This is a genomic window from Streptomyces sp. NPDC014991 (assembly GCF_043080665.1).
In the GTDB taxonomy this organism is placed as follows: Bacteria; Actinomycetota; Actinomycetes; order Streptomycetales; family Streptomycetaceae; genus Streptomyces.
In genome coordinates, this window is the sequence record NZ_JBIBVY010000002.1 from 382,868 (window position 1) to 406,134 (window position 23,267).

The 23,267-nt window shown below is 70.2% G+C and carries 21 protein-coding genes and 1 tRNA gene; 15 read left to right on the plus strand and 7 right to left on the minus strand.

Translation table 11 applies throughout. The features are described 5' to 3' along the window. Position 1: 1 nt before the first annotated feature. Positions 2 to 397: an immunity 7 family protein gene (locus ACF1BE_RS05770; protein WP_392197694.1), complete on the plus strand. Its 396-nt coding sequence runs from the start codon at positions 2 to 4 to the stop codon at positions 395 to 397. A 63-nt stretch (positions 398 to 460) separates the two neighbouring features. Here ACF1BE_RS05770 and ACF1BE_RS05775 read toward each other — a convergent pair. After that, positions 461 to 534: transfer RNA gene (locus ACF1BE_RS05775), tRNA-Gly, on the minus strand. Positions 535 to 815: 281 nt separating this feature from the next. Here ACF1BE_RS05775 and ACF1BE_RS05780 point away from each other — a divergent pair. The 3 genes from ACF1BE_RS05780 to ACF1BE_RS05790 all read left to right on the plus strand — a co-directional run bounded on the left by ACF1BE_RS05780 (position 816) and on the right by ACF1BE_RS05790 (position 2,167). Then, positions 816 to 1,001, plus strand: coding sequence for a hypothetical protein (locus ACF1BE_RS05780; RefSeq protein WP_392197695.1), 186 nt, complete (start codon positions 816 to 818; stop codon positions 999 to 1,001). A 73-nt stretch (positions 1,002 to 1,074) separates the two neighbouring features. Further along, positions 1,075 to 1,650, plus strand: a complete 576-nt coding sequence (gene dcd, locus ACF1BE_RS05785) for a dCTP deaminase (protein WP_121787742.1) — start codon at positions 1,075 to 1,077, stop codon at positions 1,648 to 1,650. 13 nt (positions 1,651 to 1,663) lie between these two features. Then, positions 1,664 to 2,167, plus strand: coding sequence for a phosphoribosyltransferase (locus tag ACF1BE_RS05790; protein WP_392197696.1), 504 nt, complete (start codon positions 1,664 to 1,666; stop codon positions 2,165 to 2,167). Between the two features lie 63 nt (positions 2,168 to 2,230). On the opposite strand, the gene ACF1BE_RS05795 is transcribed toward ACF1BE_RS05790, so the two are convergent. After that, positions 2,231 to 3,310: a YIP1 family protein gene (locus tag ACF1BE_RS05795; protein WP_392197697.1), complete on the minus strand. Its 1,080-nt coding sequence runs from the start codon at positions 3,308 to 3,310 to the stop codon at positions 2,231 to 2,233. Between the two features lie 86 nt (positions 3,311 to 3,396). Beyond that, positions 3,397 to 4,881, minus strand: coding sequence for an FG-GAP and VCBS repeat-containing protein (locus tag ACF1BE_RS05800; protein ID WP_392197698.1), 1,485 nt, complete (start codon positions 4,879 to 4,881; stop codon positions 3,397 to 3,399). Between the two features lie 259 nt (positions 4,882 to 5,140). Between ACF1BE_RS05800 and ACF1BE_RS05805 the strand changes: the two genes are divergently transcribed. Then, positions 5,141 to 5,470 (plus strand): antibiotic biosynthesis monooxygenase, encoded by a 330-nt coding sequence (locus ACF1BE_RS05805; protein ID WP_121787738.1) that lies wholly within the window; start codon positions 5,141 to 5,143, stop codon positions 5,468 to 5,470. 116 nt (positions 5,471 to 5,586) lie between these two features. Here ACF1BE_RS05805 and ACF1BE_RS05810 read toward each other — a convergent pair whose 3' ends face one another. Beyond that, on the minus strand, positions 5,587 to 7,881 hold the full coding sequence (locus tag ACF1BE_RS05810) for a (Fe-S)-binding protein (RefSeq protein ID WP_392197699.1): 2,295 nt from the start codon (positions 7,879 to 7,881) through the stop codon (positions 5,587 to 5,589). Between the two features lie 209 nt (positions 7,882 to 8,090). Between ACF1BE_RS05810 and ACF1BE_RS05815 the strand changes: the two genes are divergently transcribed. The 7 genes from ACF1BE_RS05815 to ACF1BE_RS05845 all read left to right on the plus strand — a co-directional run bounded on the left by ACF1BE_RS05815 (position 8,091) and on the right by ACF1BE_RS05845 (position 16,201). After that, positions 8,091 to 9,143, plus strand: a complete 1,053-nt coding sequence (locus tag ACF1BE_RS05815) for an MraY family glycosyltransferase (protein WP_392197700.1) — start codon at positions 8,091 to 8,093, stop codon at positions 9,141 to 9,143. A 94-nt stretch (positions 9,144 to 9,237) separates the two neighbouring features. Next, complete coding sequence (gene dnaK / locus ACF1BE_RS05820) at positions 9,238 to 11,082, plus strand: molecular chaperone DnaK (RefSeq protein WP_392197701.1); 1,845 nt, start codon at positions 9,238 to 9,240, stop codon at positions 11,080 to 11,082. Next, the gene (gene grpE / locus ACF1BE_RS05825; protein ID WP_392197702.1) at positions 11,079 to 11,732 is read left to right on the plus strand and encodes a nucleotide exchange factor GrpE; all 654 of its coding nucleotides are present in this window, start codon (positions 11,079 to 11,081) and stop codon (positions 11,730 to 11,732) included. Before dnaK ends, grpE begins: the two co-directional genes overlap by 4 nt. 33 nt (positions 11,733 to 11,765) lie before the next feature. Further along, the gene (gene dnaJ, locus ACF1BE_RS05830) at positions 11,766 to 12,941 is read left to right on the plus strand and encodes a molecular chaperone DnaJ (RefSeq protein ID WP_392197703.1); all 1,176 of its coding nucleotides are present in this window, start codon (positions 11,766 to 11,768) and stop codon (positions 12,939 to 12,941) included. Between the two features lie 5 nt (positions 12,942 to 12,946). After that, a complete protein-coding gene (locus ACF1BE_RS05835; RefSeq protein ID WP_361998776.1) occupies positions 12,947 to 13,396 on the plus strand; it encodes a heat shock protein transcriptional repressor HspR in 450 nt (149 codons plus the stop codon). A 406-nt stretch (positions 13,397 to 13,802) separates the two neighbouring features. After that, positions 13,803 to 14,909 carry a sugar ABC transporter substrate-binding protein gene (locus tag ACF1BE_RS05840; protein ID WP_392197704.1) on the plus strand — a complete coding sequence of 369 codons (1,107 nt, stop codon included), beginning with the start codon at positions 13,803 to 13,805 and terminating at the stop codon, positions 14,907 to 14,909. Between the two features lie 248 nt (positions 14,910 to 15,157). Further along, positions 15,158 to 16,201: a LuxR C-terminal-related transcriptional regulator gene (locus ACF1BE_RS05845; protein ID WP_392197705.1), complete on the plus strand. Its 1,044-nt coding sequence runs from the start codon at positions 15,158 to 15,160 to the stop codon at positions 16,199 to 16,201. 42 nt (positions 16,202 to 16,243) lie between these two features. Here ACF1BE_RS05845 and ACF1BE_RS05850 read toward each other — a convergent pair whose 3' ends face one another. Beyond that, on the minus strand, positions 16,244 to 17,254 hold the full coding sequence (locus ACF1BE_RS05850) for a helix-turn-helix transcriptional regulator (RefSeq protein ID WP_392197706.1): 1,011 nt from the start codon (positions 17,252 to 17,254) through the stop codon (positions 16,244 to 16,246). 300 nt (positions 17,255 to 17,554) lie between these two features. Between ACF1BE_RS05850 and ACF1BE_RS05855 the strand changes: the two genes are divergently transcribed. After that, positions 17,555 to 17,890: a hypothetical protein gene (locus tag ACF1BE_RS05855; protein WP_392197707.1), complete on the plus strand. Its 336-nt coding sequence runs from the start codon at positions 17,555 to 17,557 to the stop codon at positions 17,888 to 17,890. A 145-nt stretch (positions 17,891 to 18,035) separates the two neighbouring features. Here ACF1BE_RS05855 and ACF1BE_RS05860 read toward each other — a convergent pair whose 3' ends face one another. Beyond that, positions 18,036 to 18,449 (minus strand): pyridoxamine 5'-phosphate oxidase family protein, encoded by a 414-nt coding sequence (locus ACF1BE_RS05860; protein ID WP_392197708.1) that lies wholly within the window; start codon positions 18,447 to 18,449, stop codon positions 18,036 to 18,038. A 137-nt stretch (positions 18,450 to 18,586) separates the two neighbouring features. Between ACF1BE_RS05860 and clpB the strand changes: the two genes are divergently transcribed. Both clpB and ACF1BE_RS05870 read left to right on the plus strand, forming a co-directional pair. Further along, positions 18,587 to 21,184 carry an ATP-dependent chaperone ClpB gene (clpB, locus tag ACF1BE_RS05865; protein ID WP_392197709.1) on the plus strand — a complete coding sequence of 866 codons (2,598 nt, stop codon included), beginning with the start codon at positions 18,587 to 18,589 and terminating at the stop codon, positions 21,182 to 21,184. Positions 21,185 to 21,412: 228 nt separating this feature from the next. Then, positions 21,413 to 21,943: a YbjN domain-containing protein gene (locus ACF1BE_RS05870; RefSeq protein ID WP_121787725.1), complete on the plus strand. Its 531-nt coding sequence runs from the start codon at positions 21,413 to 21,415 to the stop codon at positions 21,941 to 21,943. Positions 21,944 to 21,985: 42 nt separating this feature from the next. Here the strand turns inward: ACF1BE_RS05870 and ACF1BE_RS05875 are convergent, their stop codons facing one another. Further along, complete coding sequence (locus ACF1BE_RS05875; protein ID WP_392197710.1) at positions 21,986 to 23,170, minus strand: pyridoxal phosphate-dependent aminotransferase; 1,185 nt, start codon at positions 23,168 to 23,170, stop codon at positions 21,986 to 21,988. Positions 23,171 to 23,267 lie beyond the last annotated feature (97 nt).

The window sequence follows — 23,267 nt, forward strand, 5'->3', positions numbered from 1 at the left end:
CATGTACGAGTTCCATGGCTGGTTCGGCATCGCCGAGTCCCCCGAAGAGGCGGACGCGGGAACCCTCGAGGAGGGCGTGGCCGAACTGCGGGCGGCCATCGACCGCATCGACTGGGCGACCGGCGAGGCGACGCTGAAGGTCCACAACGGTGAGTACTTCGTGCGCACCGACGGTCTGGTGAACCGGCGCCGTGACGAGGCCGAGGAGTTGGACGCCCTGATCCATTTCATCGCGCGCCGTTTCCCCGGCTCATGGGGCCTGCTCTACGAACGCTCCGCCGACATGGACCACCCGCCGGGCCCGGGAGCCTTCCGGGTTCGCGTCTTGGCCAGGGGGGAGGTACAGGACCGGCTCGACCCGTTCCTGTCACCCTGTCGTCCGGTCATCGAGGACTGACCGACGGTCGATGCACGTCGCCGACACTGAAAAACCCCAGGCCACTGACCTGGGGTTTCAGTCTGGAGCGGGTGACGAGAATCGAACTCGCGCTCTCAGCTTGGGAAGCTGATGTTCTACCATTAAACTACACCCGCGTAAGTACGGACGAGCCCGCATGGAGCCGGTGTCCGGACGTTCGCTCACTTTACATCATCGCGGAGCCCCGGTGCCGACAGGTCGGGGGTTTGAGTCGGCCGCAGGGTGGGATACGGCTACGGGCGGCCGGAGTTGGGGCGTACCGTGAAGCGTCGGCGGCGGGGTTCGGTGAGGCCGGGGTGCCGCCTGGAGAGTCGTCTCTTTGATCCCGTAATGTGGCTTTTGTTGTCCGGGTAGCAACGCCGGACGCGGCTCTTGGGGAAGGGACTTGAGGGACTTGATGGAACGCACCGTTGTCCGTTGTGCGGACGGGCACGTCTTCAGCACCGCTTCGTTCCCGATGCAGCAGGCCGGACGGCTCGGCCCCGGCCGGCTCGTGCGGTGTCCGCGCTGCGCCCGGCTCCGCAGCGCGGTCCCGGTCGCGCCGGAGCGGCGGTGGGCGGCGGTGACGGAGAACGCCTCGTAGCGGGAGCGTCACAGCGGGCGCGCGGAGTCATCAGGATTGTCGTGGCTCCGCGCGGCCTGCGTATCCTCGCTACGTGCTTCTCTCAGACAAGGACATCCGGGCCGAGATCGACGCCGGGCGGGTACGGATCGATCCCTACGACGAATCCATGGTGCAGCCGTCGAGCATCGACGTACGGCTGGACCGGTACTTCCGGGTGTTCGAGAACCACCGGTACCCGCACATCGACCCCTCTGTCGAGCAGGCGGACCTGACGCGGCTGGTGGAGCCCGAGGGCGACGAGCCGTTCATCCTGCACCCCGGGGAGTTCGTGCTGGCGTCGACGTACGAGGTCATCTCGCTCCCCGACGATCTGGCCTCGCGGCTGGAGGGGAAGAGCTCGCTGGGGCGGCTGGGGCTGGTCACGCACTCCACCGCCGGGTTCATCGACCCCGGCTTCAGCGGGCACGTCACCCTGGAGCTGTCCAACCTGGCCACGCTCCCCATCAAGCTGTGGCCGGGGATGAAGATCGGGCAGCTGTGCATGTTCCGGCTGACCTCGCCGGCCGAGTCGCCGTACGGCAGCGAGCGGTACGGGTCCCGGTACCAGGGGCAGCGCGGGCCGACCGCCTCGCGCTCCTTCCTCAACTTCCATCGGACCCAGGTGTGAGGGCGACGACGACATGAGCGACGCAGACGTGCGGGAGAACCTGACCTACGAGCGGTTCGGGTCCGCCATCCGCGAGCTGGCGCAGACGATCGCCGACGACGGGTACGAGCCCGACGTCGTGCTGAGCATCGCGCGTGGCGGCGTCTTCGTCGCCGGCGGACTCGCCTACGCCCTGGACTGCAAGAACATCCATCTGGTGAACGTCGAGTTCTACACCGGTGTGGGGACCACCCTGGAGATGCCGGTCATGCTCGCGCCCGTGCCGAACGTGATCGACTTCTCCGACAAGAAGGTGCTGATCACCGACGACGTCGCCGACACCGGCAAGACGCTGAAACTCGTACGGGACTTCTGTCTCGACACCGTCGCCGAGGTGCGCTCCGCGGTGGTCTACGAGAAGTCCCACTCCCTCGTGAAGTGCGAGTACGTGTGGAAGCGGACCGATGACTGGATCAACTTCCCGTGGAGTGTCGAGCCGCCCGTGGTGAAGCGGGCGGGGCAGGTTCTCGACGCCTGATCCCGCCGCCCACGCGGAGGAGCCCCCGGCCGTCGTGCCGGGGGCTCCTCCGTGTGCGGACGGTCAGAACGTGCCCAGCTTCACGATCGACAGCAGCGCGACCAGCTGGATCGCCGACGCGCCCAGCGCCTTCGGCCAGGGCAGGTCGTGGGAGCGGGAGACCATCAGGGTCAGCAGGGCGCCCGCGCCGATCCAGGTGGCCCAGCCGAGGATCTGGACGAAGCCGGCGTTGCCGCCGAAGAACATGGCGAAGATCAGGCGGGGTGTGTCCGTGAGGGCCGTGATCAGCATGGACAGGCCGACCGTGGGCTGCCAGGCGCCGTCCCCGCCGAGCTGGCGGGCCAGGGTGTGGGTGACCACGCCCAGGACGAACAGGCCCAGCACCATCACGACGGCCGTGATCAGCACGATCGGCACCGCGTTGGACAGCGTCGCGCTGATCGCGTCCGCGCGGGCGCCGTCGAAGCCGAAGACGGCGAGCAGGCCGTAGAGGAAGGTCACGACCAGCGCGGGGGCCCACATGGTGTAGTCCCGCATGCGCAGGAAGGTGTCGTTCGGGGAGAGGACGATCCCCCGCAGCAGTTCCTTCCAGTGCAGGGGCGGGCCGAGCGGTGCGGCGGGCGCGGCGGGCGAGCCGGCCTGGTAGGTCGCGCCCTGGGTGTAGCCGGCGGCCTCGTCGACCGAGAACGCCTGGGTGTGGCCCGGGTTGTTGGCCGCGTAGGGGTCGTGCGCGCCGGGGCCCTGGCCCGGGTGGCCGTCGTCGCCGAAGTACTCCGGCCCGTCGCCGGCCGGTCCCGGATACCCGTACTGCTGTCCGGCCTGTGCGTACGGCTGCTGCGGCGCCGACGGGTAGCCGTACGAGGGGCCGCCCTGCCGCCCGCGCGGCGGCTGACCCTGCGGGGGCCGGCCGTACGGCGACTGACCGTGCGGCGGCTGCCCGTACGACGGCCCCCCGGCCTGAGCGGGGCCGCGTCCGCGTCCGTACGACGGTTCCTGCGGCGCCTGTTGTCCCTGGGGGGTGCGGTTGTTTCGGCCCCCGCGTCCGATCCTGAATCCAGCCACGTCATCGAACGTACCTGGTCCCGGCGGCCGACGTGCCGGGCCCGGTGGTCCGGGCCCGGCTTTGCGGCCGACCTGTGACATCCCCTAAGGGACCGTCAGCAGGACAACCAGGGGTTCTTCGGGGTTTCCCCGGTACGTGCCCGGTCCCGGCCCCTCGTGGCGGTCGGTCAGTCCGCGAAGACGGCGCTGAACTGCGGGGTGCCGGTGGTCGAGACGCCGACGGTGGACGCGCCGACGGCACGCGAGCCGGTCGTGGTGATCTTCGTTCCGGTGGACGGCAGGTAGGTGACCGCGCCGTCGCCGCTGTTCTCGTACGAGCCGATCACCAGGTCGGCCCTGCCGTCGCCGGTGACGTCGTCGAGCTTGACGTCGGCGCCGAACAGGTCGGACTTCTCGTCGCCGCCGGGGACGCCCGCGGAGTCCTGGGAGAAGGCCTGGGTGCCGGAGGCGGTGTTCACGCCGGAGGCGGAGCCGTACAGGACGGTGACGCTGCCGGTGTCGGGGACGCCGTCGATGTCCTCCTGCGGGCTGCTGACGACGAGGTCCTGGTAGCCGTCGCCGTTGATGTCGCCGAGGTCCAGCTCCCAGCCGAAGGCGTCGCCCTTCTCGGAGGAGCCGGGCACGTTGCCGGTGTTCTGGGTGATGCCGGTGGTGGTGGCGGGGCCGGACGCGGAGCCGTAGGTGACGTTGACCTTGCCGCCGGTGGCGGAGTCCGGGATGGTCGTGCCGTCACCGGTCTTGGTGTCCCAGTCGGCGCCGCTGACGATGTCACCGAAGCCGTCGCCGTTGATGTCGCCGATGGCGGTGATGATGCCGGCCTTGAGGGTCTTGGCCGAGGCGCCGCTCAGGCCGCCGGTGGTGCCCGGCAGCCAGTAGTTGGTGTTCCAGCCGTACTGCGTCTCGGTCTCGTAGCCGTCGACGACGAGGTCGGTGCGGCCGTCGCCGTTGATGTCGCCGGCGGTCAGGTTCAGCGGGCCGTAGGGGTAGTCGTTGGTGCCCGACTGGATCGGCGGCTTGACGGTGGTCCGGCTGCCGTAGCCGCCGGAGGTGGTGAAGCCGCCCTTGTACAGGTAGAGGGTGCCGGCGGAGCTGCCGACGACCAGGTCGGCCCTGCCGTCGCCGTCGAAGTCGCCGGCGGCCAGGGTCTGGCCCCAGTAGTCGTGGGAGGAGGCGGCCGGGTCGGGCACGTCGACGCCCTTGCCGGTCAGGCCGCTGCTGGAGCCCCAGAGGATGGCCAGGCCGCCGCCGTTGGTGTCGGTGCCCACCTTCTCGTCCGGGGTGCCGACGGCGAGGTCGTCGTAGCCGTCGCCGTTGAAGTCGGCGTACGCCAGCTCGGCGCCGAAGAAGTCGCCGGCCTCGGCGGTGCCGGGGACACCGGAGGTGTTCTGGCTGATGGTGGTGCGCTTGGCGGAGGAGACGCCGGTGGTGGTGCCGTACAGGACGACGACCTGACCGGCGTTCTTCTGGCCGCTGACGTAGGCGCCGGCGGCCGCGGAGGCGATGTCGCCGATCCCGTCGCCGTTGAAGTCGGCCTTGGCGACCTTGGCGGAGTCGGCGGCGGTGGCGGGGGAGGCGGCGAACGTGAGCAGACCGCCCGTCAGCGCGGCGGCGACGGCCGTCACGAGGACCGGTCGCGGCTGGTGCGTGTGCATGCGTTCTCCTGCGGCATGCGGGGGATGCCTGGCGGGGCATCCGCAGTTGATGGGGTGCGTCCGCCCGTGTTCATCACGTGTTGTCCCGCGGTTCACGGGCGGTCGGCGATCAGGAGACCCGCCGTGGGGCGCCAGGGTTGTACGTGTGTTCGGTAACGGTATGGGATCGCTGTGACGGGTGGGGCCCAGGAGGTGGGGGACGGGCGCGCCTTCGCCGCCGTCCTCCGGTACGGGCCGGGGCATGGTCCAGGATGGGTCCATGAGCGTAGTGAAGATCAACGTGCTGACCGTGCCCGCCGAGCAGCGGGAGACGCTGGAGAAGCGGTTCGCCTCGCGGGCCCACGCCGTGGAGAACTCCGACGGCTTCGAGTGGTTCGAGCTGCTGCGGCCCGTCGAGGGCACCGACCAGTACCTCGTGTACACGCGCTGGCGTGACGAGGAGTCCTTCCAGGCGTGGATGGAGGGCCCGATGAAGTCCGCGCACCAGGGCGGCGGCGAGGGTGGCGGCGAGCGGCCGAAGCCGGCGGCCTCCGGTTCGACGCTGTGGTCGTTCGAGGTGGTGCAGCAGGCGGGCGCCAAGAACGCCTGACCCTTCCCCCGGTGGGGCCGGCCGTCCCGGACGCGACCGCCGCACCGCACACGACGACACCCCCTGCCTGTGCGGGTCAGGGGGTGTCGCCGGGGTCCGTCAGGGGCGGGGGGCCGTTACTTCACCGGCTCCGGTTCCGGCTCGTTCGCCGAGTCGGCCGTACCGGCCGGGGGCTCGTCGTCCGGGACCGGGACCCGGACGGAGTCCAGCAGCAGCTGGGCGACGTCCACGACCTGGATGGACTCCTTGGCCTTGCCGTCGTTCTTCTTGCCGTTCACGGAGTCCGTGAGCATGACCAGGCAGAACGGGCAGGCGGTGGAGACGATGTCCGGGTTGAGGGACAGGGCCTCGTCGACGCGCTCGTTGTTGATGCGCTTGCCGATCCGCTCTTCCATCCACATCCGGGCGCCGCCGGCGCCGCAGCAGAAGCCCCGCTCCTTGTGGCGGTGCATCTCCTCGTTGCGCAGGCCCGGGACCTTGCCGATGATCTCGCGCGGGGGCGTGTAGATCTTGTTGTGGCGGCCCAGGTAGCACGGGTCGTGGTACGTGATGATGCCCTCGACCGGGGTGACCGGGATCAGCTTGCCCTCGTCCACCAGGTGCTGGAGCAGCTGGGTGTGGTGGATGACCTCGTAGTCGCCGCCGAGCTGCGGGTACTCGTTGCCGAGGGTGTTGAGGCAGTGCGGGCAGGTGGCGACGATCTTCTTCGCCGACCTCGGCTTCCTGGACTCCGCCGTGACCTTGCCGTCGTCGTCCAGCTCCTCGCCGAACGCCGTGTTCAGGGCCATGACGTTCTCCATGCCGAGCTCCTGGAACAGGGGCTCGTTGCCGAGGCGGCGGGCGGAGTCGCCGGTGCACTTCTCGTCGCCGCCCATGATCGCGAACTTGACGCCCGCGATGTGGAGGAGTTCGGCGAAGGCCTTCGTCGTCTTCTTGGCGCGGTCCTCGAGGGCGCCGGCGCAGCCGACCCAGTACAGGTACTCGATCTCGGTGAGATCCTCGATGTCCTTGCCGACGACCGGGACCTCGAAGTCGACCTCCTTGGTCCACTCCAGGCGCTGCTTCTTGGCCAGGCCCCAGGGGTTGCCCTTCTTCTCCAGGTTCTTGAGCATCGTGCCCGCCTCGGACGGGAACGCGGACTCGATCATCACCTGGTAGCGGCGCATGTCGACGATGTGGTCGACGTGCTCGATGTCGACCGGGCACTGCTCGACGCAGGCGCCGCAGGTGGTGCAGGACCACAGGACGTCCGGGTCGATGACGCCGTTCTCCTCGGCGGTGCCGATCAGCGGGCGCTCGGCCTCGGCGAGGGCGGCGGCGGGGACGCCGGCCAGCTGCTCCTCGCTCGCCCTCTCCTCGCCCTCCACGGTCTTGCCGCCGCCGGCCAGCAGGTACGGGGCCTTGGCGTGGGCGTGGTCCCGCAGGGACATGATGAGGAGCTTGGGGGAGAGCGGCTTGCCGGTGTTCCAGGCGGGGCACTGCGACTGGCAGCGGCCGCACTCGGTGCAGGTGGAGAAGTCGAGCAGGCCCTTCCAGGAGAACTGCTCGACCTGGGAGACGCCGAAGACGTCGTCCTCGCCGGGGTCCTCGAAGTTGATCGGCTTGCCACCGGAGGTCATCGGCGCCAGGGCGCCCAGGGCGGTGGAGCCGTCGGCGTTGCGCTTGAACCAGATGTTCGGGAACGCCAGGAAGCGGTGCCAGGCCACGCCCATGTTGGTGTTGAGCGAGACCGTGATCATCCAGATCATGGTCGTGCCCAGCTTGATCATGGCGGCGAGGTACGTGAGGTTCTGGAGCGTGGTGAGGCTGAGGCCCTTGAAGGCGAGGACCAGCGGGTACGAGGCGAAGTAGGCGGCCTCGTAGTGGTCCACGTGGTGCAGGGCGCCCTCGAGGCCGCGCAGGGTGTAGATCGCCAGACCGATGATGAGGATGACGTACTCGACGAAGTACGCCTGGCCCATCTTCGAGCCCGCGAACCGGGACTTGCGGCCGGGCCGCGAGGGCAGGCTCAGCAGGCGGATGACGATCAGCGTCGCGATGCCGAGGGTGGTCATCGCGCCGATGAACTCGATGTACAGCTCGTACGGCAGGAAGCCGCCGAGGACCGGGAGGCTCCAGTCGGCCTGGAAGAGCTGTCCGTAGGCGTTGATGATGGTCGGCGGCAGCGTCAGGAAGCCGATGGCCACGAACCAGTGGGCGACGCCCACGATGCCCCACCGGTTCATCCGGGTGTGCCCGAGGAACTCCCGGACCAGGGTCACGCTGCGCTGGTAGGGGTTGTCGGTCCGGGTCCCGGCGGGGACGGGCTGGCCCAGCCTGAAGTACCGGACGAACTGGCCGATGGCACGGGCGAGCAGCGCGACGCCGACCACGGTCAGGACCAGCGACACGATGATCGCGGCGAGTTGCATGGGGGCTCCTGAGGCGGCCTCGAATTAACCGAGCAACATTACTAAGCGGTAACTTATGCAGTCCGTCTGAGACTACCCCCATCATCCGTCGGGACGCAGCAGGGTGCGGGGTGATCTGGGTCGCTGAGGGTGACCTGCGTTCGCGTTCCCCAGGCAATCCGATCGTGTTATTCATCCCGAATTGCTACATTCGCCCCTACCTTAGAGCCGTGCTCTACGGGATCGCCGCCGCAACCGCAGCCCTGCTTCTCGCCGCCGTGCTGGCGGCGCTGCTCCGGGTGCCCGCGCTGCGGCTGGGCGTCCTCGACCGGCGCCGCCAGCGTCCCCTGCCGGTGCTGGGCGGGCTCGCCGTCGTGGTCGTCACCTGTCTGGTCGCCTGGGTGGGTGAGTGGACCCGGGTCGCCCCGCTCGGCGACGGGGTGGGAAAGCTGCTGGCCGCCGCCGCCGCGGTCGCCCTGCTCGGCCTGGTGGCCGACGTGTGGCGGCTGCGCGCGCGCGTGCTCGTCGCCGGTACGGCCGTGGCGGCGGCCTGCGTGGTGCCCTACGACGAGACGGGCGTGCCGGGCGGCGTGCTCGCCGTGGGCTGCGTCGTGCTCGCCTCCCTCGCCTTCAAGGGCCTCGACCACGCCGACGGCCTGGCGGGGACGGTCGGGGTGGTCACCGCGTTCGGCGTGGGGGCCTGTGCCGCCGCGGAGGTGATGGACGGGCTCGCCGTGCTGCTGAGCGTGTTCGCCGCCGCCCTCACCGGCTTCCTGATGCACAACTGGCATCCCGCGCGGATCGGCATGGGGGCGTGCGGATCGCTGTTCACCGGGTTCCTGCTGTCGTCGTCCGTGGTCTTCACGCGCGCGGGGTACGCGCTCGGCCCGAGCGCGGCGGTGGCGTTCTGCCTCGGCGCGGTCGCCGCCGCCGACGCCGTCCTCGTGGTCCTCGCCCGGCTCCTGGCCCGGCACCCGCTGCTGCGCCGGCGCCCGGACCACCTCGCGCACCGGCTGCGGCGGATCGGGCTGACCCCGCAGGGATCCGTCGTGCTGCTGGGGGCAGGCTCCTTCTCGGCGGTGCTCGTCGGGGTACTCGTCCACACGGGGTGGACGGGTGACAGGGCCGCGCTGTGGGTCGCGGGAGTGGCGCTGCTCGCCGTCCTGGTGCTGCTGCGCGTTCCCGTCCAGCCGCCCCGGCGGGGGCCGCGCGTCCCCGTCCAGCCACCCCGGCGCGGGTCGTCCACGCAGGTCACGGGCCACTTGCGCGTAAGGAACGGATAAGACTTGAGTCTCGTTGACTCAGGTCTGTTGACCCATCGCGTCTCCTCAGGCACACTTGAGCCTGTTCCACTCAAGTCAGCTGGAGGAATCAACCATGGCACGTGCGGTCGGCATCGACCTGGGCACGACTAACTCCGTCGTCAGCGTTCTGGAGGGCGGCGAGCCCACCGTCATCACCAACGCCGAGGGCGCCAGGACCACGCCGTCCGTCGTCGCCTTCGCCAAGAACGGTGAGGTGCTCGTCGGCGAGGTCGCCAAGCGCCAGGCGGTCACGAACGTGGACCGGACCATCCGCTCGGTGAAGCGCCACATGGGCACCGACTGGAAGATCCAGCTCGACGGCAAGGACTTCAACCCGCAGCAGATCTCCGCGTTCATCCTTCAGAAGCTGAAGCGCGACGCCGAGTCCTACCTGGGCGAGAAGGTCACGGACGCGGTCATCACCGTCCCGGCCTACTTCAACGACTCCGAGCGTCAGGCCACGAAGGAGGCCGGTGAGATCGCCGGCCTGAACGTCCTGCGTATCGTCAACGAGCCGACCGCGGCGGCGCTGGCGTACGGCCTCGACAAGGACGACCAGACGATCCTCGTCTTCGACCTCGGTGGCGGCACCTTCGACGTGTCCCTGCTGGAGATCGGCGACGGCGTCGTCGAGGTGAAGGCCACCAACGGTGACAACCACCTCGGCGGTGACGACTGGGACCAGCGTGTCGTCGACTACCTGGTCAAGCAGTTCCAGTCCGGCCACGGCGTGGACCTGTCCAAGGACAAGATGGCTCTCCAGCGTCTGCGTGAGGCCGCGGAGAAGGCCAAGATCGAGCTCTCCTCCTCCACCGAGACCTCGATCAACCTGCCGTACATCACCGCGTCGGCCGAGGGCCCGCTGCACCTGGACGAGAAGCTCACCCGCGCCCAGTTCCAGCAGCTGACCGCCGACCTGCTGGAGCGCTGCAAGACGCCGTTCCACAACGTCATCAAGGACGCCGGCATCCAGCTCGGCGAGATCGACCACGTCGTCCTCGTCGGCGGTTCCACCCGTATGCCCGCCGTCGCCGAGCTCGTCAGGGAGCTGACCGGCGGCAAGGAGGCCAACAAGGGCGTGAACCCGGACGAGGTCGTCGCCATCGGCGCCTCGCTCCAGGCCGGTGTCCTCAAGGGCGAGGTCAAGGACGTCCTGCTGCTCGACGTCACCCCGCTGTCCCTCGGTATCGAGACCAAGGGCGGCATCATGACCAAGCTGATCGAGCGCAACACCACGATCCCGACCAAGCGCTCGGAGATCTTCACGACGGCCGAGGACAACCAGCCGTCGGTGCAGATCCAGGTCTACCAGGGCGAGCGCGAGATCGCGGCCTACAACAAGAAGCTCGGCATGTTCGAGCTGACCGGTCTGCCGCCGGCGCCGCGTGGCGTCCCGCAGATCGAGGTCTCCTTCGACATCGACGCCAACGGCATCATGCACGTCACGGCGAAGGACCTCGGCACCGGCAAGGAGCAGAAGATGACCGTCACCGGCGGCTCCTCGCTCCCGAAGGACGAGGTGGACCGCATGCGCGAGGAGGCCGAGCGCTACGCGGAGGAGGACCACAAGCGCCGCGAGGCCGCCGAGACCCGCAACCAGGGCGAGCAGCTCGTCTACCAGACCGAGAAGTTCCTCAAGGACAACGAGGACAAGGTTCCCGGCGAGATCAGGACCGAGGTCGAGGCCGCGGTCGGCGAGCTGAAGGAAGCCCTCAAGGGCGAGGACACCGGCGAGATCCGCTCCGCCACGGAGAAGGTCGCCGCCGTCTCGCAGAAGCTGGGCCAGGCGCTGTACGCCGACGCCCAGGGCGCACAGGCCGCCGGTGGCGCGTCCGCCGGCGCCGGTGAGGCCAAGGCCGACGACGACGTCGTCGACGCCGAGATCGTGGACGACGAGCGCAAGGACGGTGCCGCGTGACGGAGGAGACCCCGGGTTTCGAGGAGAAGCCCGACGTCCCCTCCGGCGCCACCCCCGACGACGCCGAGCCGAAGGCCGCTTCCGACGAGGGGGCGGCCCCGGCCGGGGACGTAAGTGCAGACCCGGGCCTGGTGGCCCAGCTGGACCAGGTGCGTACGGCGCTCGGCGAGCGCACGGCCGACCTCCAGCGCCTCCAGGCCGAGTACCAGAACTACCGCCGCCGCGTCGACCGGGACCGGGCCGCGGTCAAGGAGATCGCCATCGCGAACCTCCTGACCGAGCTCCTGCCCGTGCTCGACGACATCGGCCGCGCGCGGGAACACGGCGAACTGGTCGGCGGCTTCAAGTCGGTGGCCGAGTCGCTGGAGACCGTCGCGGCCAAGATGGGCCTGCAGCAGTTCGGCAAGGAGGGCGAGCCCTTCGACCCGACGATCCACGAGGCCCTGATGCACTCCTACGCACCGGACGTCACCGAGACGACCTGCGTGGCGATCCTCCAGCCGGGGTACCGCATCGGCGAGCGCACCATCCGCCCCGCGCGGGTGGCCGTCGCCGAGCCGCAGCCCGGCGCGCAGACCGTCAAGGCGGAGGACGCCGAGGAGGCCCCGGCGGCCGACGACAAGGAGAGCGGTGGCCCGGAAGAGGGCTGACGTGAGGACCCGGGGGAAGGAGGGACGTCGAGGATGAGCACCAAGGACTTCATCGAGAAGGACTACTACAAGGTCCTCGGCGTCCCCAAGGACGCCACCGAGGCCGAGATCAAGAAGGCGTACCGCAAGCTCGCCCGCGAGTTCCACCCGGACGCCAACAAGGGCAACGCCAAGGCGGAGGAGCGCTTCAAGGAGATCTCCGAGGCGAACGACATCCTCGGCGACCCCAAGAAGCGCAAGGAGTACGACGAGGCACGCGCCCTGTTCGGCAACGGAGGCTTCCGCCCCGGGCCGGGCGCGGCCGGCGGCTCCTTCAACTTCGACCTGGGCGACCTCTTCGGCGGAGGGGGCACCACCCAGGCCGGAGGCTTCAGCGGCGGCATCGGTGACGTCTTCGGGGGCCTGTTCAACCGCGGCGGCGCCGGGGGCACCACCCGTACCCAGCCCCGGCGCGGCCAGGACGTCGAGTCCGAGGTCACGCTGAGCTTCACGGAGGCCATCGAGGGCGCCACGGTGCCCCTCAGGATGTCCTCCCAGGCGCCCTGCAAGGCCTGTTCGGGCACCGGCGACAAGAACGGCACACCGCGCGTGTGCCCGACCTGCGTCGGCACCGGGCAGGTCGCCCGGGGCTCGGGCGGCGGCTTCTCGCTCACCGACCCCTGCCCCGACTGCAAGGGCCGCGGCCTGATCGCCGAGCACCCCTGCATGGAGTGCAGGGGCAGCGGGCGCGCGAAGTCCTCCCGCACGATGCAGGTCCGTATTCCGGCGGGCGTCACCGACGGGCAGCGCATCCGGCTGCGCGGCAAGGGCGCGCCCGGCGAGCGGGGCGGACCGGCGGGCGACCTGTACGTGGCCGTGCACGTCGGCGAGCACCCGGTGTTCGGGCGCAAGGGCGACAACCTCACCGTCACCGTGCCGGTGACGTTCGCCGAGGCGGCCCTCGGCGGTGAGGTGCGGGTGCCGACCCTGGGCGGCCCGGCCGTCACCCTGAAGCTGCCCCCCGGCACGCCGAACGGCCGTACGATGCGGGCGCGGGGCAAGGGCGCGGTCCGCAAGGACGGCACCCGCGGCGACCTGTTGGTCACCGTCGAGGTGAGTGTTCCGCAGGACCTGTCGGGGAAGGCTCGTGACGCACTGGAGGCGTATCGCGAGGCGACCGCGGGTGAGGACCCGCGGGCGGAGCTGTTCGAGGCCGCGAAGGGAGCTTGAGAGTGATGGACGGCCGTCGGCGCAACCCGTATGAACTGACCGAGGAGACCCCGGTCTACGTCATCTCGGTGGCGGCCCAGCTCTCCGGACTCCACCCGCAGACGCTGCGCCAGTACGACCGCCTGGGGCTGGTCTCCCCGGACCGCACCGCGGGCCGGGGCCGGCGCTACTCGGCCCGTGACATCGAACTGCTCCGCCAGGTGCAGCAGTTGTCGCAGGACGAGGGCATCAACCTGGCCGGCATCAAGCGCATCATCGAACTGGAGAACCAGGTCGCCGCGCTCCAGTCCCGTGTCGCGGAGCTGGAGTCGGCCCTGGACGGCGCGGCGACGGCGATGCGGCAGCGTGAGGCCGCCGTGCACGCCTCCTACCGGCGCGACCTGGTGCCGTACCAGGAGGTCCAGCAGACCAGCGCGCTGGTGGTGTGGCGGCCCAAGCGGCAGCAGCAGGACTGAACAGGACCGAGCGGTGCCCCGAGGGGCCGGCGGGAGCGATCCCGCCGGCCCCTCGGGCGTGCCCGGGGCGTCGGCGCCTCCGCTCGTGACGGCCTGGATCTGGCTGAGTTTGTTCGCTCCTCTGATCGAGTCGATGTGTCGCCCGGCGGCGCGCGATCACGGGGCGTGGCGAACCGGGCGGGTTGTACGGAACTTTGCCGACGCGTGAACTGCCTTTGGATGAAGGGTCCGTAAAGGGTATTTGAAGGGGGTTTCGCGGAACCTCCACAGAGGCAGCTGTGCGTGGCGTTGCGCACTCGTTAAGTGATTCTTCTTGACGGCGGGTGGGGCCTCCGCGTTGTCTTTTCAGACACCTGGGTCGTATTGCAGCACCCACGTCCGGAACGCACCTGAAGTGAGCCCTCGCATGCGCCGTATCGCCATATCCGTGGCCGCGTCCACGATGACCCTCTCGCTCGCCGGCTGTGGCGTGCTGAACGCGACGGGGGACGGAGCGAGCGCGAGCCCGACCAAGGGCAACGACATCACCGTGGGCCTGCTGCTCCCCGAGAAGGCCAACACCCGCTACGAGAAGTTCGACTACCCCATCATCAAGGACAAGGTGGCCGAACTCACCAAGAAGCAGGGCAAGGTGAAGTACGCCAACGCGGACGCCAGCGCCACCCGCCAGGCCGAGCAGCTCCAGAACCTGATCGACGACAAGGTCGACGTCATCCTGCTCGACGCCGTGGACGCGCACGTCATCGCCCCGGGGGTGAAGAAGGCCAAGGACGCGGGCATCCCCGTCATCGCCTACGACCGCCTCGCCGAGGGCCCGATCGACGCCTACGTCTCCTTCGACAACGAACTCGTCGGCGAGGTGCAGGGCCGCACCCTGCTGGAGGCGCTGGGATCGGGCGTCGACACCTCCGACAAGATCGTCATGATGAACGGCTCGCCCACCGACCCGAACGCCAAGCAGTTCAAGGAGGGCGCGCTCTCCGAGCTGAACGGCAAGGTGGACATCGCGGCGAGCTTCGACACCACGGGCTGGAAGCCGGAGAACGCCGAGACCAACATGGCCCAGGCGATCGCGAAGATCGGCAAGAGCAACATCGCCGGGGTCTACTCCGCCAACGACGGCATGGCGGGCGGTGTCATCAAGGCCCTGAAGGCGGCCGGCGTCACCGCACTGCCCCCGATCACCGGCCAGGACGCCGAACTGGACGGCGTCCAGCGGGTGGTGAGCGGCGAGCAGTACATGAGCGTCTACAAGTCCTACCCGGACGAGGCCGCGACCGCCGCGCAGATCGCCGTCACCAAGATCCAGGGCAAGGACATCCAGTTCGACGCCCTGACCCAGGACCGGGTGGACAGCCCCACCGCCAAGGGCATCCCGTCCAGGCTGGTCCAGGTGAGCGCGCTGACCAGGAAGACCGTCAAGGACACCGTCATCGAGGACGGCATCTACAGCGTCGACGACATCTGCACCGCCAGGTACAAGGCGGCCTGCGCGGCGATCGGCCTGAAGTAACGGCAACGGCCCCGAGCCGTACGGCCCCCGGCCGTGCGGCTCACCGGCATGCCACCGCTCCCGGGCGACGGCCCCGGAGCGCCGCGCGCACCATCAGCTTGTTGCAGGACGGGGAGCGGAGCACGGGCCGAACCCGGGCACAGTGGTGGAATCCGGCGGCCGGTGTCCGGGGAGCCGTGTTGCGGACCCGGTCGGCGCCGCGCATAGTTGCGCTGCGGAAGGGCAGCACACCGGGGGTGGAATGGGCGATGGCCGGGCACGGGACGGAGGAACATCCTCACGGTGCCGACCGGCTGTGCGAGGCCGGGGATCGGGTGTATTCCCGGGCCGTACGCCGGGGACGGGTGCCCCGCACGGACGCCGGACCGGTGCCCTGCCTGCTGGAACTGGCCCTGCTGCACCCGGACCCCGACGACATGGACTGGCTGGTGCCGACCTCCCCGCAGGAGGTCATGACCCGGCTGCTGCGCGGGGTCTACGACGAGGTCAGCGCCAGCCAGCGGCGGGTGGGCTCGGCGGTGGCCGCCTTCGAGTGGTACGCGGGCCTGGGACGGCAGCCGCAGCCCCTGACGGCGTCCGCCGAGGGCAGCGCCATCCGCGTGCTGGACGGTCTCGCCCGTATCCAGGCCGCGATGGACGAGGCCACCGAGGCGTGCACCACCGAGGTGCTCACCGTGCAGCCGGGCGGCATCCGGCGCGAGGCCGAGCTGACCGAGGGCCTGCACCGGGCGCTGGCCCTGCGCGGCCGGGGCGTGCGCATGCGGGACCTCTACACGCACGTGGCCCGGCACGGCCAGGGCCTGCTCAACTACCTGGAGCTGATGGGTGACACGGTCGAGGCCCGCACCCTGGACGAGGTCATCGACCGGCTGATCCTCTTCGATCGCACGGTGGCCTTCATCCCCGCCAACACCGACCGCACGATGGCCCTGGAGCTGCGCCACCCGGCCCTGGTCGAATACTTCGTGACCGTCTTCGAGCGCCTGTGGCGGCTGGCGATCCCGCTCACCGCCCCGCTGCCCGACACGGGGATCGAGGGCATCTCGCACCGCGAGCAGTCCATCGCGGCGCTGCTCGCCGAGGGTCACCAGGACGCGGTCATCGCCGAGCGGCTCGGCATCAGCGTGCGCACCTGCCGGGCCCATATCGCCCGGCTGTCGGAGACGCTGGGCGCGGCGAGCCGTACCCAGCTCGGCGTGCGCATCGCCCAGGCGGGCCTGGACGGGCTCCAGCGCCCCGCCCCGACCACCGCCCTCACCGGGTCCGACCGGGAGCCCCCGGGGGCGCGCTGAGGCAGCGGACGGCGCTTGCGGGCGGGTCCGGGGCAGGCGGCCTCACTGGTCCCGGTCGAGGATGCCCGACTGGGCGATGAGGTAGCCGAGCTGGGCGCGGCTGCCGCTGCCGAGGGCCTGCGCCAGTTTGGCGATGTGGGCCCGGCAGGTGCGGACGTTCATGCCGAGGCGGCGGGCGATGGCCTCGTCCACGTGGCCCTCCACGAGGAGTTTGGCGATGGAGTGCTGGATGTTGGTGATGCCGTCGGCGGCGGTCTCGTAGGGGGCGCCGGCGCTGAGCGGGACCGCCCGGTCCCACATGAACTCGAACACTTTGATCAGGTAGCGGACGAGGCCCGGGTGGCGCAGTTCGAGGGCGACCTGCTGGTCGTCCCGCGTGGGGATGAAGGCGACGGTCTCGTCGCAGATGATGAGGCGCTCCACCAGTTCGTCGATGGTGCGGTACTCCGCCTTGCCGTTGGTGAGCTGGGCGACGTAGGCGAGCTTCTCGGGGTTGTACCGCGCGGTGTGCTGATACAGCGTCCGGATCTTCACACCACGTTCGATGAGCGGCCGGTCGCGTTCCAGTCCCCGCAGGAGGCTGCGCTCGGAATAGCGGTTGCTCGGCTGGACCGTGAGCACCTCGCCCTGGCACTGGGTCGTGGCCAGGTTCAGCGCCGCGTTGATGCGCTCCCCGCCCTCCAGCACCGTGATTGAATCGGTGGTCGCGGTCATGTGGCTGCTGAGTGCCATGAACGGCTCGAAGACGTCGGCCAGTTGGATCGACAGCCGCCGGCGCTCGGTGATCTCGCGCTCCAGGGGGCTGAGCCGCTGGGCCAGCGCCACGGGCGCGGGTACCGGACGAAGCCATTCCGGATCGTCGGGGTCGGGGTGCAGGAGGGCGAACTCCAGCAGGCACGGGGCGGATTCCGCCTCGGCGCGGGCGATCCGTCCGGCACGCAGTGCATCGGCGTAGAGACGGCCCCCTTGCTCGCACATCTCCGTCACAGCATGGGGATGTGTAGCTTTAGTCTGATTCGTTGCCAAATCTCCACCCCCCAGGGTCCTGAACATGCAGGAACATGATGCATTGATTATGTGGCCACGACGTGCCCGAATGAGCCATCGTCGTACCCGACGGGGGAAGAGGGGACCTTCAAGTGAGGACGAAGCCGACTATGGGTAAGAGACTGCTTCGCTCGATACTTGTCGCCGCCTTCTCCGTTGTGGCGGCCGCGGGAGCGCTGGGCGGCCTCACCGGTGAGAAGAGCGACGCTCGAGCGGACACCAGCTGGCCGTCGGTGGCCACGACTACCGTGGTCGCCAGTGATACCAGTTGGCCGGTGATTCACACGGATGCTGTGAGGAGCTGACGTGACGACCCCGCCAGACGACCGCTCCTTCCGTCGCGAGATGGCCACCGCCTACCGCTCCGGCTGGCACTTCATCGACCTGGTCACCGCCATCCCCCACAGTGGTGACTCGCTGATGGTGCCCGTGTTCGGCGAGCCGGTCGTCGTCACGCGGGACGACGACGGAGACGTGCGGGCGTACCGGTGTCTGCGCAAGCCGCGTGGTGCGCCGCAGCCGGTGCGATGCGCCATCCGATACGGAATGATCTTTGTCAACCTGGACCAGCGGGACCACCGGCTGTGCGAGCCGGCGGAGACCGACCTGAGGACCATCTCGGCCACCCCCCGCAGTGCCTGACGCGATTCCCCCGTCGTAAAAGATCGCTCAGGCGCTTCCCCCCGCAGCGGCGTCACCGTGACCTGAACACGGTGACGCCGCTGTAGTTTCCGGGGACATTTCCGGGTATGGGCCCACCTCGACGGTGGCCGGAACCGGCCGTTCCTCAACCGCGCCCCAGTGCCCGCTCGACCTCGATCTCGATGACCACCCGGGACGGGTTCGGGCCCGGCGTCCGCCGGTACCGCTCGGCGTACCGCCGCTCCGCCTCCCCGACCCGCTCCGGCTCGGTGCGCACGCGCGCGCGCCCCTCCAGCGTGGCCCAGCGCCGGCCGTCCACCTGGCACACCGCCACCCGCGCCCCGTCGGCCCCGGCGGCGAGCACGTGCGCCACCTTCGTGCTCGACCCGTTCGTGATCACCCGGGCCAGCCGCGCCTCCGGGTCGTACGTCACCCCGACCGGTACGACGTGCGGGCTGCCGTCCGGCCGCAGGGTCGTCAGCGTGCACAGATGCCGTTCCCGCCAGAAGGCGAGGTACGGCTCGTCGGGGGAAGCCGGGTCTACGGAGTACGAGGCCATGCGGGAAACCTAGCCGACCCGGGTACACCTCCTGCCTTGAGTGAAATAGACTCAACTTTGTGTACGTTGGTTGAGGCAGGACCGCCGAACTGGGAGAGGCGGCCGCCGCGACGACCGCCGAGGAGGAGAACGGACACGTGGACGCCGAGCTGACCAACAGGAGCCGGGACGCGATCAACGCGGCGAGCAGCCGCGCAGTGACCGAGGGACACCCGGACCTCACCCCTGCCCACCTGCTGCTGGCTCTGCTCCAGGGGCAGGAGAACGAGAACATCACCGACCTGCTCGCGGCCGTGGAGGCCGACCAGGCCGCCGTACGCTCCGGCGCGGAGCGCGTCCTCGCCGGCCTGCCCAGCGTGACCGGGTCCACCGTCGCGCCGCCGCAGCCCAACCGTGAGCTGCTGGCCGCGATCGCCGACGCCGGCGAACGCGCCCGGGCGCTCGGTGACGAGTACCTGTCCACCGAGCACCTGCTCATCGGCATCGCCGCGCAGGGCGGCGCCGCCGGTGACGTGCTCAAGCAGCAGGGCGCCGACGCCAGGAAACTGCTAGAGGCCTTCAAGAAGGCCAGGGGAGGACGCCGCGTGACCACCGCCGACCCGGAGGGCCAGTACAAGGCCCTGGAGAAGTTCGGCACCGACTTCACCGCCGCCGCCCGTGAGGGCCGGCTGGACCCGGTCATCGGACGGGACCAGGAGATCCGGCGGGTCGTGCAGGTGCTCAGCCGCAGGACCAAGAACAACCCCGTGCTCATCGGCGAGCCGGGCGTCGGCAAGACCGCCGTGGTCGAGGGGCTCGCCCAGCGGATCGTGAAGGGCGACGTGCCCGAGTCGCTGAAGGACAAGCGGCTGGTCGCACTGGACCTCGGTGCCATGGTGGCCGGCGCCAAGTACCGCGGCGAGTTCGAGGAGCGGCTCAAGGCCGTCCTCGCCGAGATCAAGGACTCCGACGGGCAGGTCATCACCTTCATCGACGAGCTGCACACCGTCGTCGGCGCCGGCGCCGGCGGGGACTCGGCCATGGACGCGGGCAACATGCTCAAGCCCATGCTGGCCCGCGGCGAGCTGCGGATGGTGGGCGCCACCACCCTGGACGAGTACCGGGAGCGGATCGAGAAGGACCCCGCCCTGGAGCGCCGCTTCCAGCAGGTCCTGGTCGCCGAGCCGAGCGTCGAGGACACCATCGCGATCCTGCGCGGCCTCAAGGGCCGGTACGAGGCCCACCACAAGGTGCAGATCGCGGACAGCGCGCTGGTGGCCGCCGCCACCCTCTCCGACCGCTACATCACCTCCCGCTTCCTGCCGGACAAGGCCATCGACCTGGTGGACGAGGCCGCCTCCCGGCTGCGCATGGAGATCGACTCCTCACCCGTCGAGATCGACGAACTCCAGCGCGCCGTCGACCGGCTGAAGATGGAGGAACTGGCGATCGCCAAGGAGACCGACCCGGCCTCCGTGGCCCGCCTGGAGAAGCTGCGCCGCGATCTCGCCGACAAGGAGGAGGAGCTGCGCGGTCTCACCGCCCGCTGGGAGAAGGAGAAGCAGTCCCTCAACCGGGTCGGTGAGCTGAAGGAACGCCTGGACGACGTGCGCGGGCAGGCCGAACGTGCCCAGCGCGACGGCGACTTCGACACCGCCGCCAAGCTGCTCTACGGCGAGATCCCGCAGCTGGAGAAGGAGCTGGAAGCCGCCTCCCAGGCCGAGGAGGAGGTCACGAGGGACACCATGGTCAAGGAGGAGGTCGGCTCCGACGACATCGCCGACGTCGTCGCCGCCTGGACCGGCATCCCCGCCGGCCGCCTGCTGGAGGGCGAGACGCAGAAGCTGCTGCGCATGGAGGAGGAGCTGGGCAGGCGGCTCATCGGCCAGGGCGAGGCCGTACGGGCCGTGAGCGACGCCGTACGGCGCTCGCGGGCCGGGATCGCCGACCCCGACCGGCCCACCGGGTCCTTCCTCTTCCTCGGCCCGACCGGAGTCGGCAAGACCGAACTCGCCAAGGCGCTCGCGGACTTCCTCTTCGACGACGAGCGGGCGATGGTCCGCATCGACATGTCGGAGTACGGCGAGAAGCACAGCGTGGCCCGGCTCGTCGGCGCGCCCCCCGGGTACGTCGGCTACGAGGAGGGCGGCCAGCTCACCGAGGCGGTCCGGCGGCGCCCGTACAGCGTCGTCCTGCTGGACGAGGTGGAGAAGGCCCACCCCGAGGTCTTCGACATCCTGCTCCAGGTGCTGGACGACGGGCGACTGACGGACGGTCAGGGGCGCACGGTCGACTTCCGCAACACCATCCTGGTGCTCACCTCCAACCTGGGCAGCCAGTTCCTGGTCGACCCGCTGCGCAGCGAGACGGAGAAGAAGGAGCAGGTGCTGGAGGTCGTCCGGAGCTCCTTCAAGCCGGAGTTCCTCAACCGGCTGGACGACCTGGTGGTCTTCTCGGCGCTGACCAAGCCCGAACTGGAGCGGATCGCCCGGTTGCAGATCGAGCGGCTGGCCAGGCGGCTCGCCGAACGCCGGCTCACGCTGGAGATCACTCCGCCGGCGCTGGCCTGGCTGGCGGAGGAGGGCCTGGACCCGGCGTACGGCGCCCGCCCGCTGCGCCGCCTGGTGCAGACCGCGATCGGGGACCGGCTCGCCCGGGAGATCCTGTCCGGCGAGGTCAAGGACGGCGACACGGTCCGCGTGGACCGCTCCGGGGACGGCCTGCTGGTCGGCCCCGCCACCGGCAAGACCCTGTAGAACATGTGTACGGTCCCCTGTCCCGGACCCGCCGGGAGAGGGGACCTTCGCGTTTCGGCGGGCGCCCGGGGTTCACTCGGACAGGCGTACGGGCGCACCCCCGCGTCACCGCCCACGGCATCCCCTGCCGGATCATGTCCGCCACGGGCTGACAGGCCCCGTCAGGGCTTGCCACCCCCCTCCCCGCATGGGGGAGGATGGCGGCATCCGCATGAAGGGAAAAACACGGTGAGCATCGACCCGTCCTCGATTCCTAATTTCGGGGGCCAGCCCGAACCGCAGCCCCAAGGACCGGCGGGCCCCGTCCTCCCGGATCAGGACCTGGTGAAGCAGCTTCTCGAGCAGATGGAGCTGAAGTACGTCGTCGACGAGGAGGGTGACCTCGCGGCGCCGTGGGAGCAGTTCCGCACCTACTTCATGTTCCGCGGAGAGGCCGAACAGGCGATCTTCTCGGTGCGGACGTTCTACGACCGTCCCCACCCGATCGACGAGAAGCCGCAGCTGCTGGAGTCCATCGACGACTGGAACCGCCGCACCCTGTGGCCCAAGGTGTACACCCACACCCACGACGACGGCACCGTCCGCCTGATCGGCGAGGCCCAGATGCTGATCGGCACGGGCGTCGACATCAACCACTTCGTCTCCTCCACGGTCAGCTGGGTGCGGGCCGCGATCGAGTTCGACAAGTGGCTGGTCGAGCAGCTCGGCCTGGAGCAGGAGGTCGACGAGGCGGAGAAGCCCGAGGACGACGGGGAGTAACCCGGTCCGCGAGGTCCGGGGGCGGCGGCCCCCGGACCGCGCTCACATGGCCCGCAGCCGCTGTGCCGCTTCTCGCAGCACCTCTTCCCGCTTGCAGAACGCGAACCGCACGAAGGGCGCCCCGGCCTCCCGGTCGTCGTAGAAGACCGCGTTGGGTACGGCCACGACGCCCGCGCGCTCGGGCAGGGCGCGGCAGAAGGCGAACCCGTCCTTCTCGCCGAGGGGGCGGATGTCGGTGGTGACGAAGTAGGTGCCGGCCGGCCGGAACACCTCGAAGCCCGCCGCCGCCAGCCCCTCCGCCAGGATGTCCCGGCGGGCCAGCATGCTCCGGCGGTACTCCTCGAAGTAGGAGTCGGGCAGGGCGAGGGCCTCGGCGACCGCGTACTGGAAGGGCCCCGAGGCGACGTACGTCAGGTACTGCTTCACCGCGCGGACCGCGCCGACCAGCTCCGGCGACCCCGTCACCCAGCCGACCTTCCAGCCGGTGAACGAGAACGTCTTGCCGGCCGAGCCGATGCTCACCGTGCGCTCGCGCATCCCGGGGAACCCGGCGAGCGGCAGGTGCTCGGCGCCGTCGAAGACCAGGTGCTCGTACACCTCGTCGGTCACCACCAGCAGATCCCGCTCCACCGCCAGCTCGGCGATCGCGGCGAGTTCCGCGCGGGTGAGAACCGTGCCGGTCGGGTTGTGCGGGGTGTTGAGCAGCAGCAGCCGGGTGCGGCCGGTGACGGCCGCGCGCAGCTCGTCCAGATCGAGCCGGAAGCGTCCCCCCTGCGGCCTCAGGGTGACCGGCACCCGCGTGCCGCCGGCCATCGCGATGCTCGCCGCGTACGAGTCGTAGTACGGCTCCAGGGCCACGACCTCGTCCCCGGGCTCCACCAGCGCCAGCAGCGCCGCCGCGATCGCCTCCGTCGCGCCCGCCGTGACCAGCACCTCGGTGTCGGGGTCCCAGGACAGGCCGTACCGGTGCTGCTGGTGCGCGGCGACCGCGGAGCGCAGTTCGGGGACGCCCGGGCCCGGCGGGTACTGGTTGCCGCGGCCGTCGCGCAGCGCCCGTACGGCGGCCTCCCGGACCTCCTCGGGCCCGTCCGTGTCCGGGAAACCCTGGCCCAGGTTGATCGCCCCGGTCGCCACGGCGAGCGCCGACATCTCGGCGAAGATCGTCGTCCCGAACGCGGCGAGCCGGCGGTTGAGGTGGGGGCGTGCGCTGGAGGTCATGACGGTCATCCTCCGCCCAAGCTCTGGACTTCCTCAACTCTGCTTTGCGCGCGGATCCGGCTGGGCATCTCCCGGTCACCGCGCCAGGCGCGGCAACGGCGAGGCG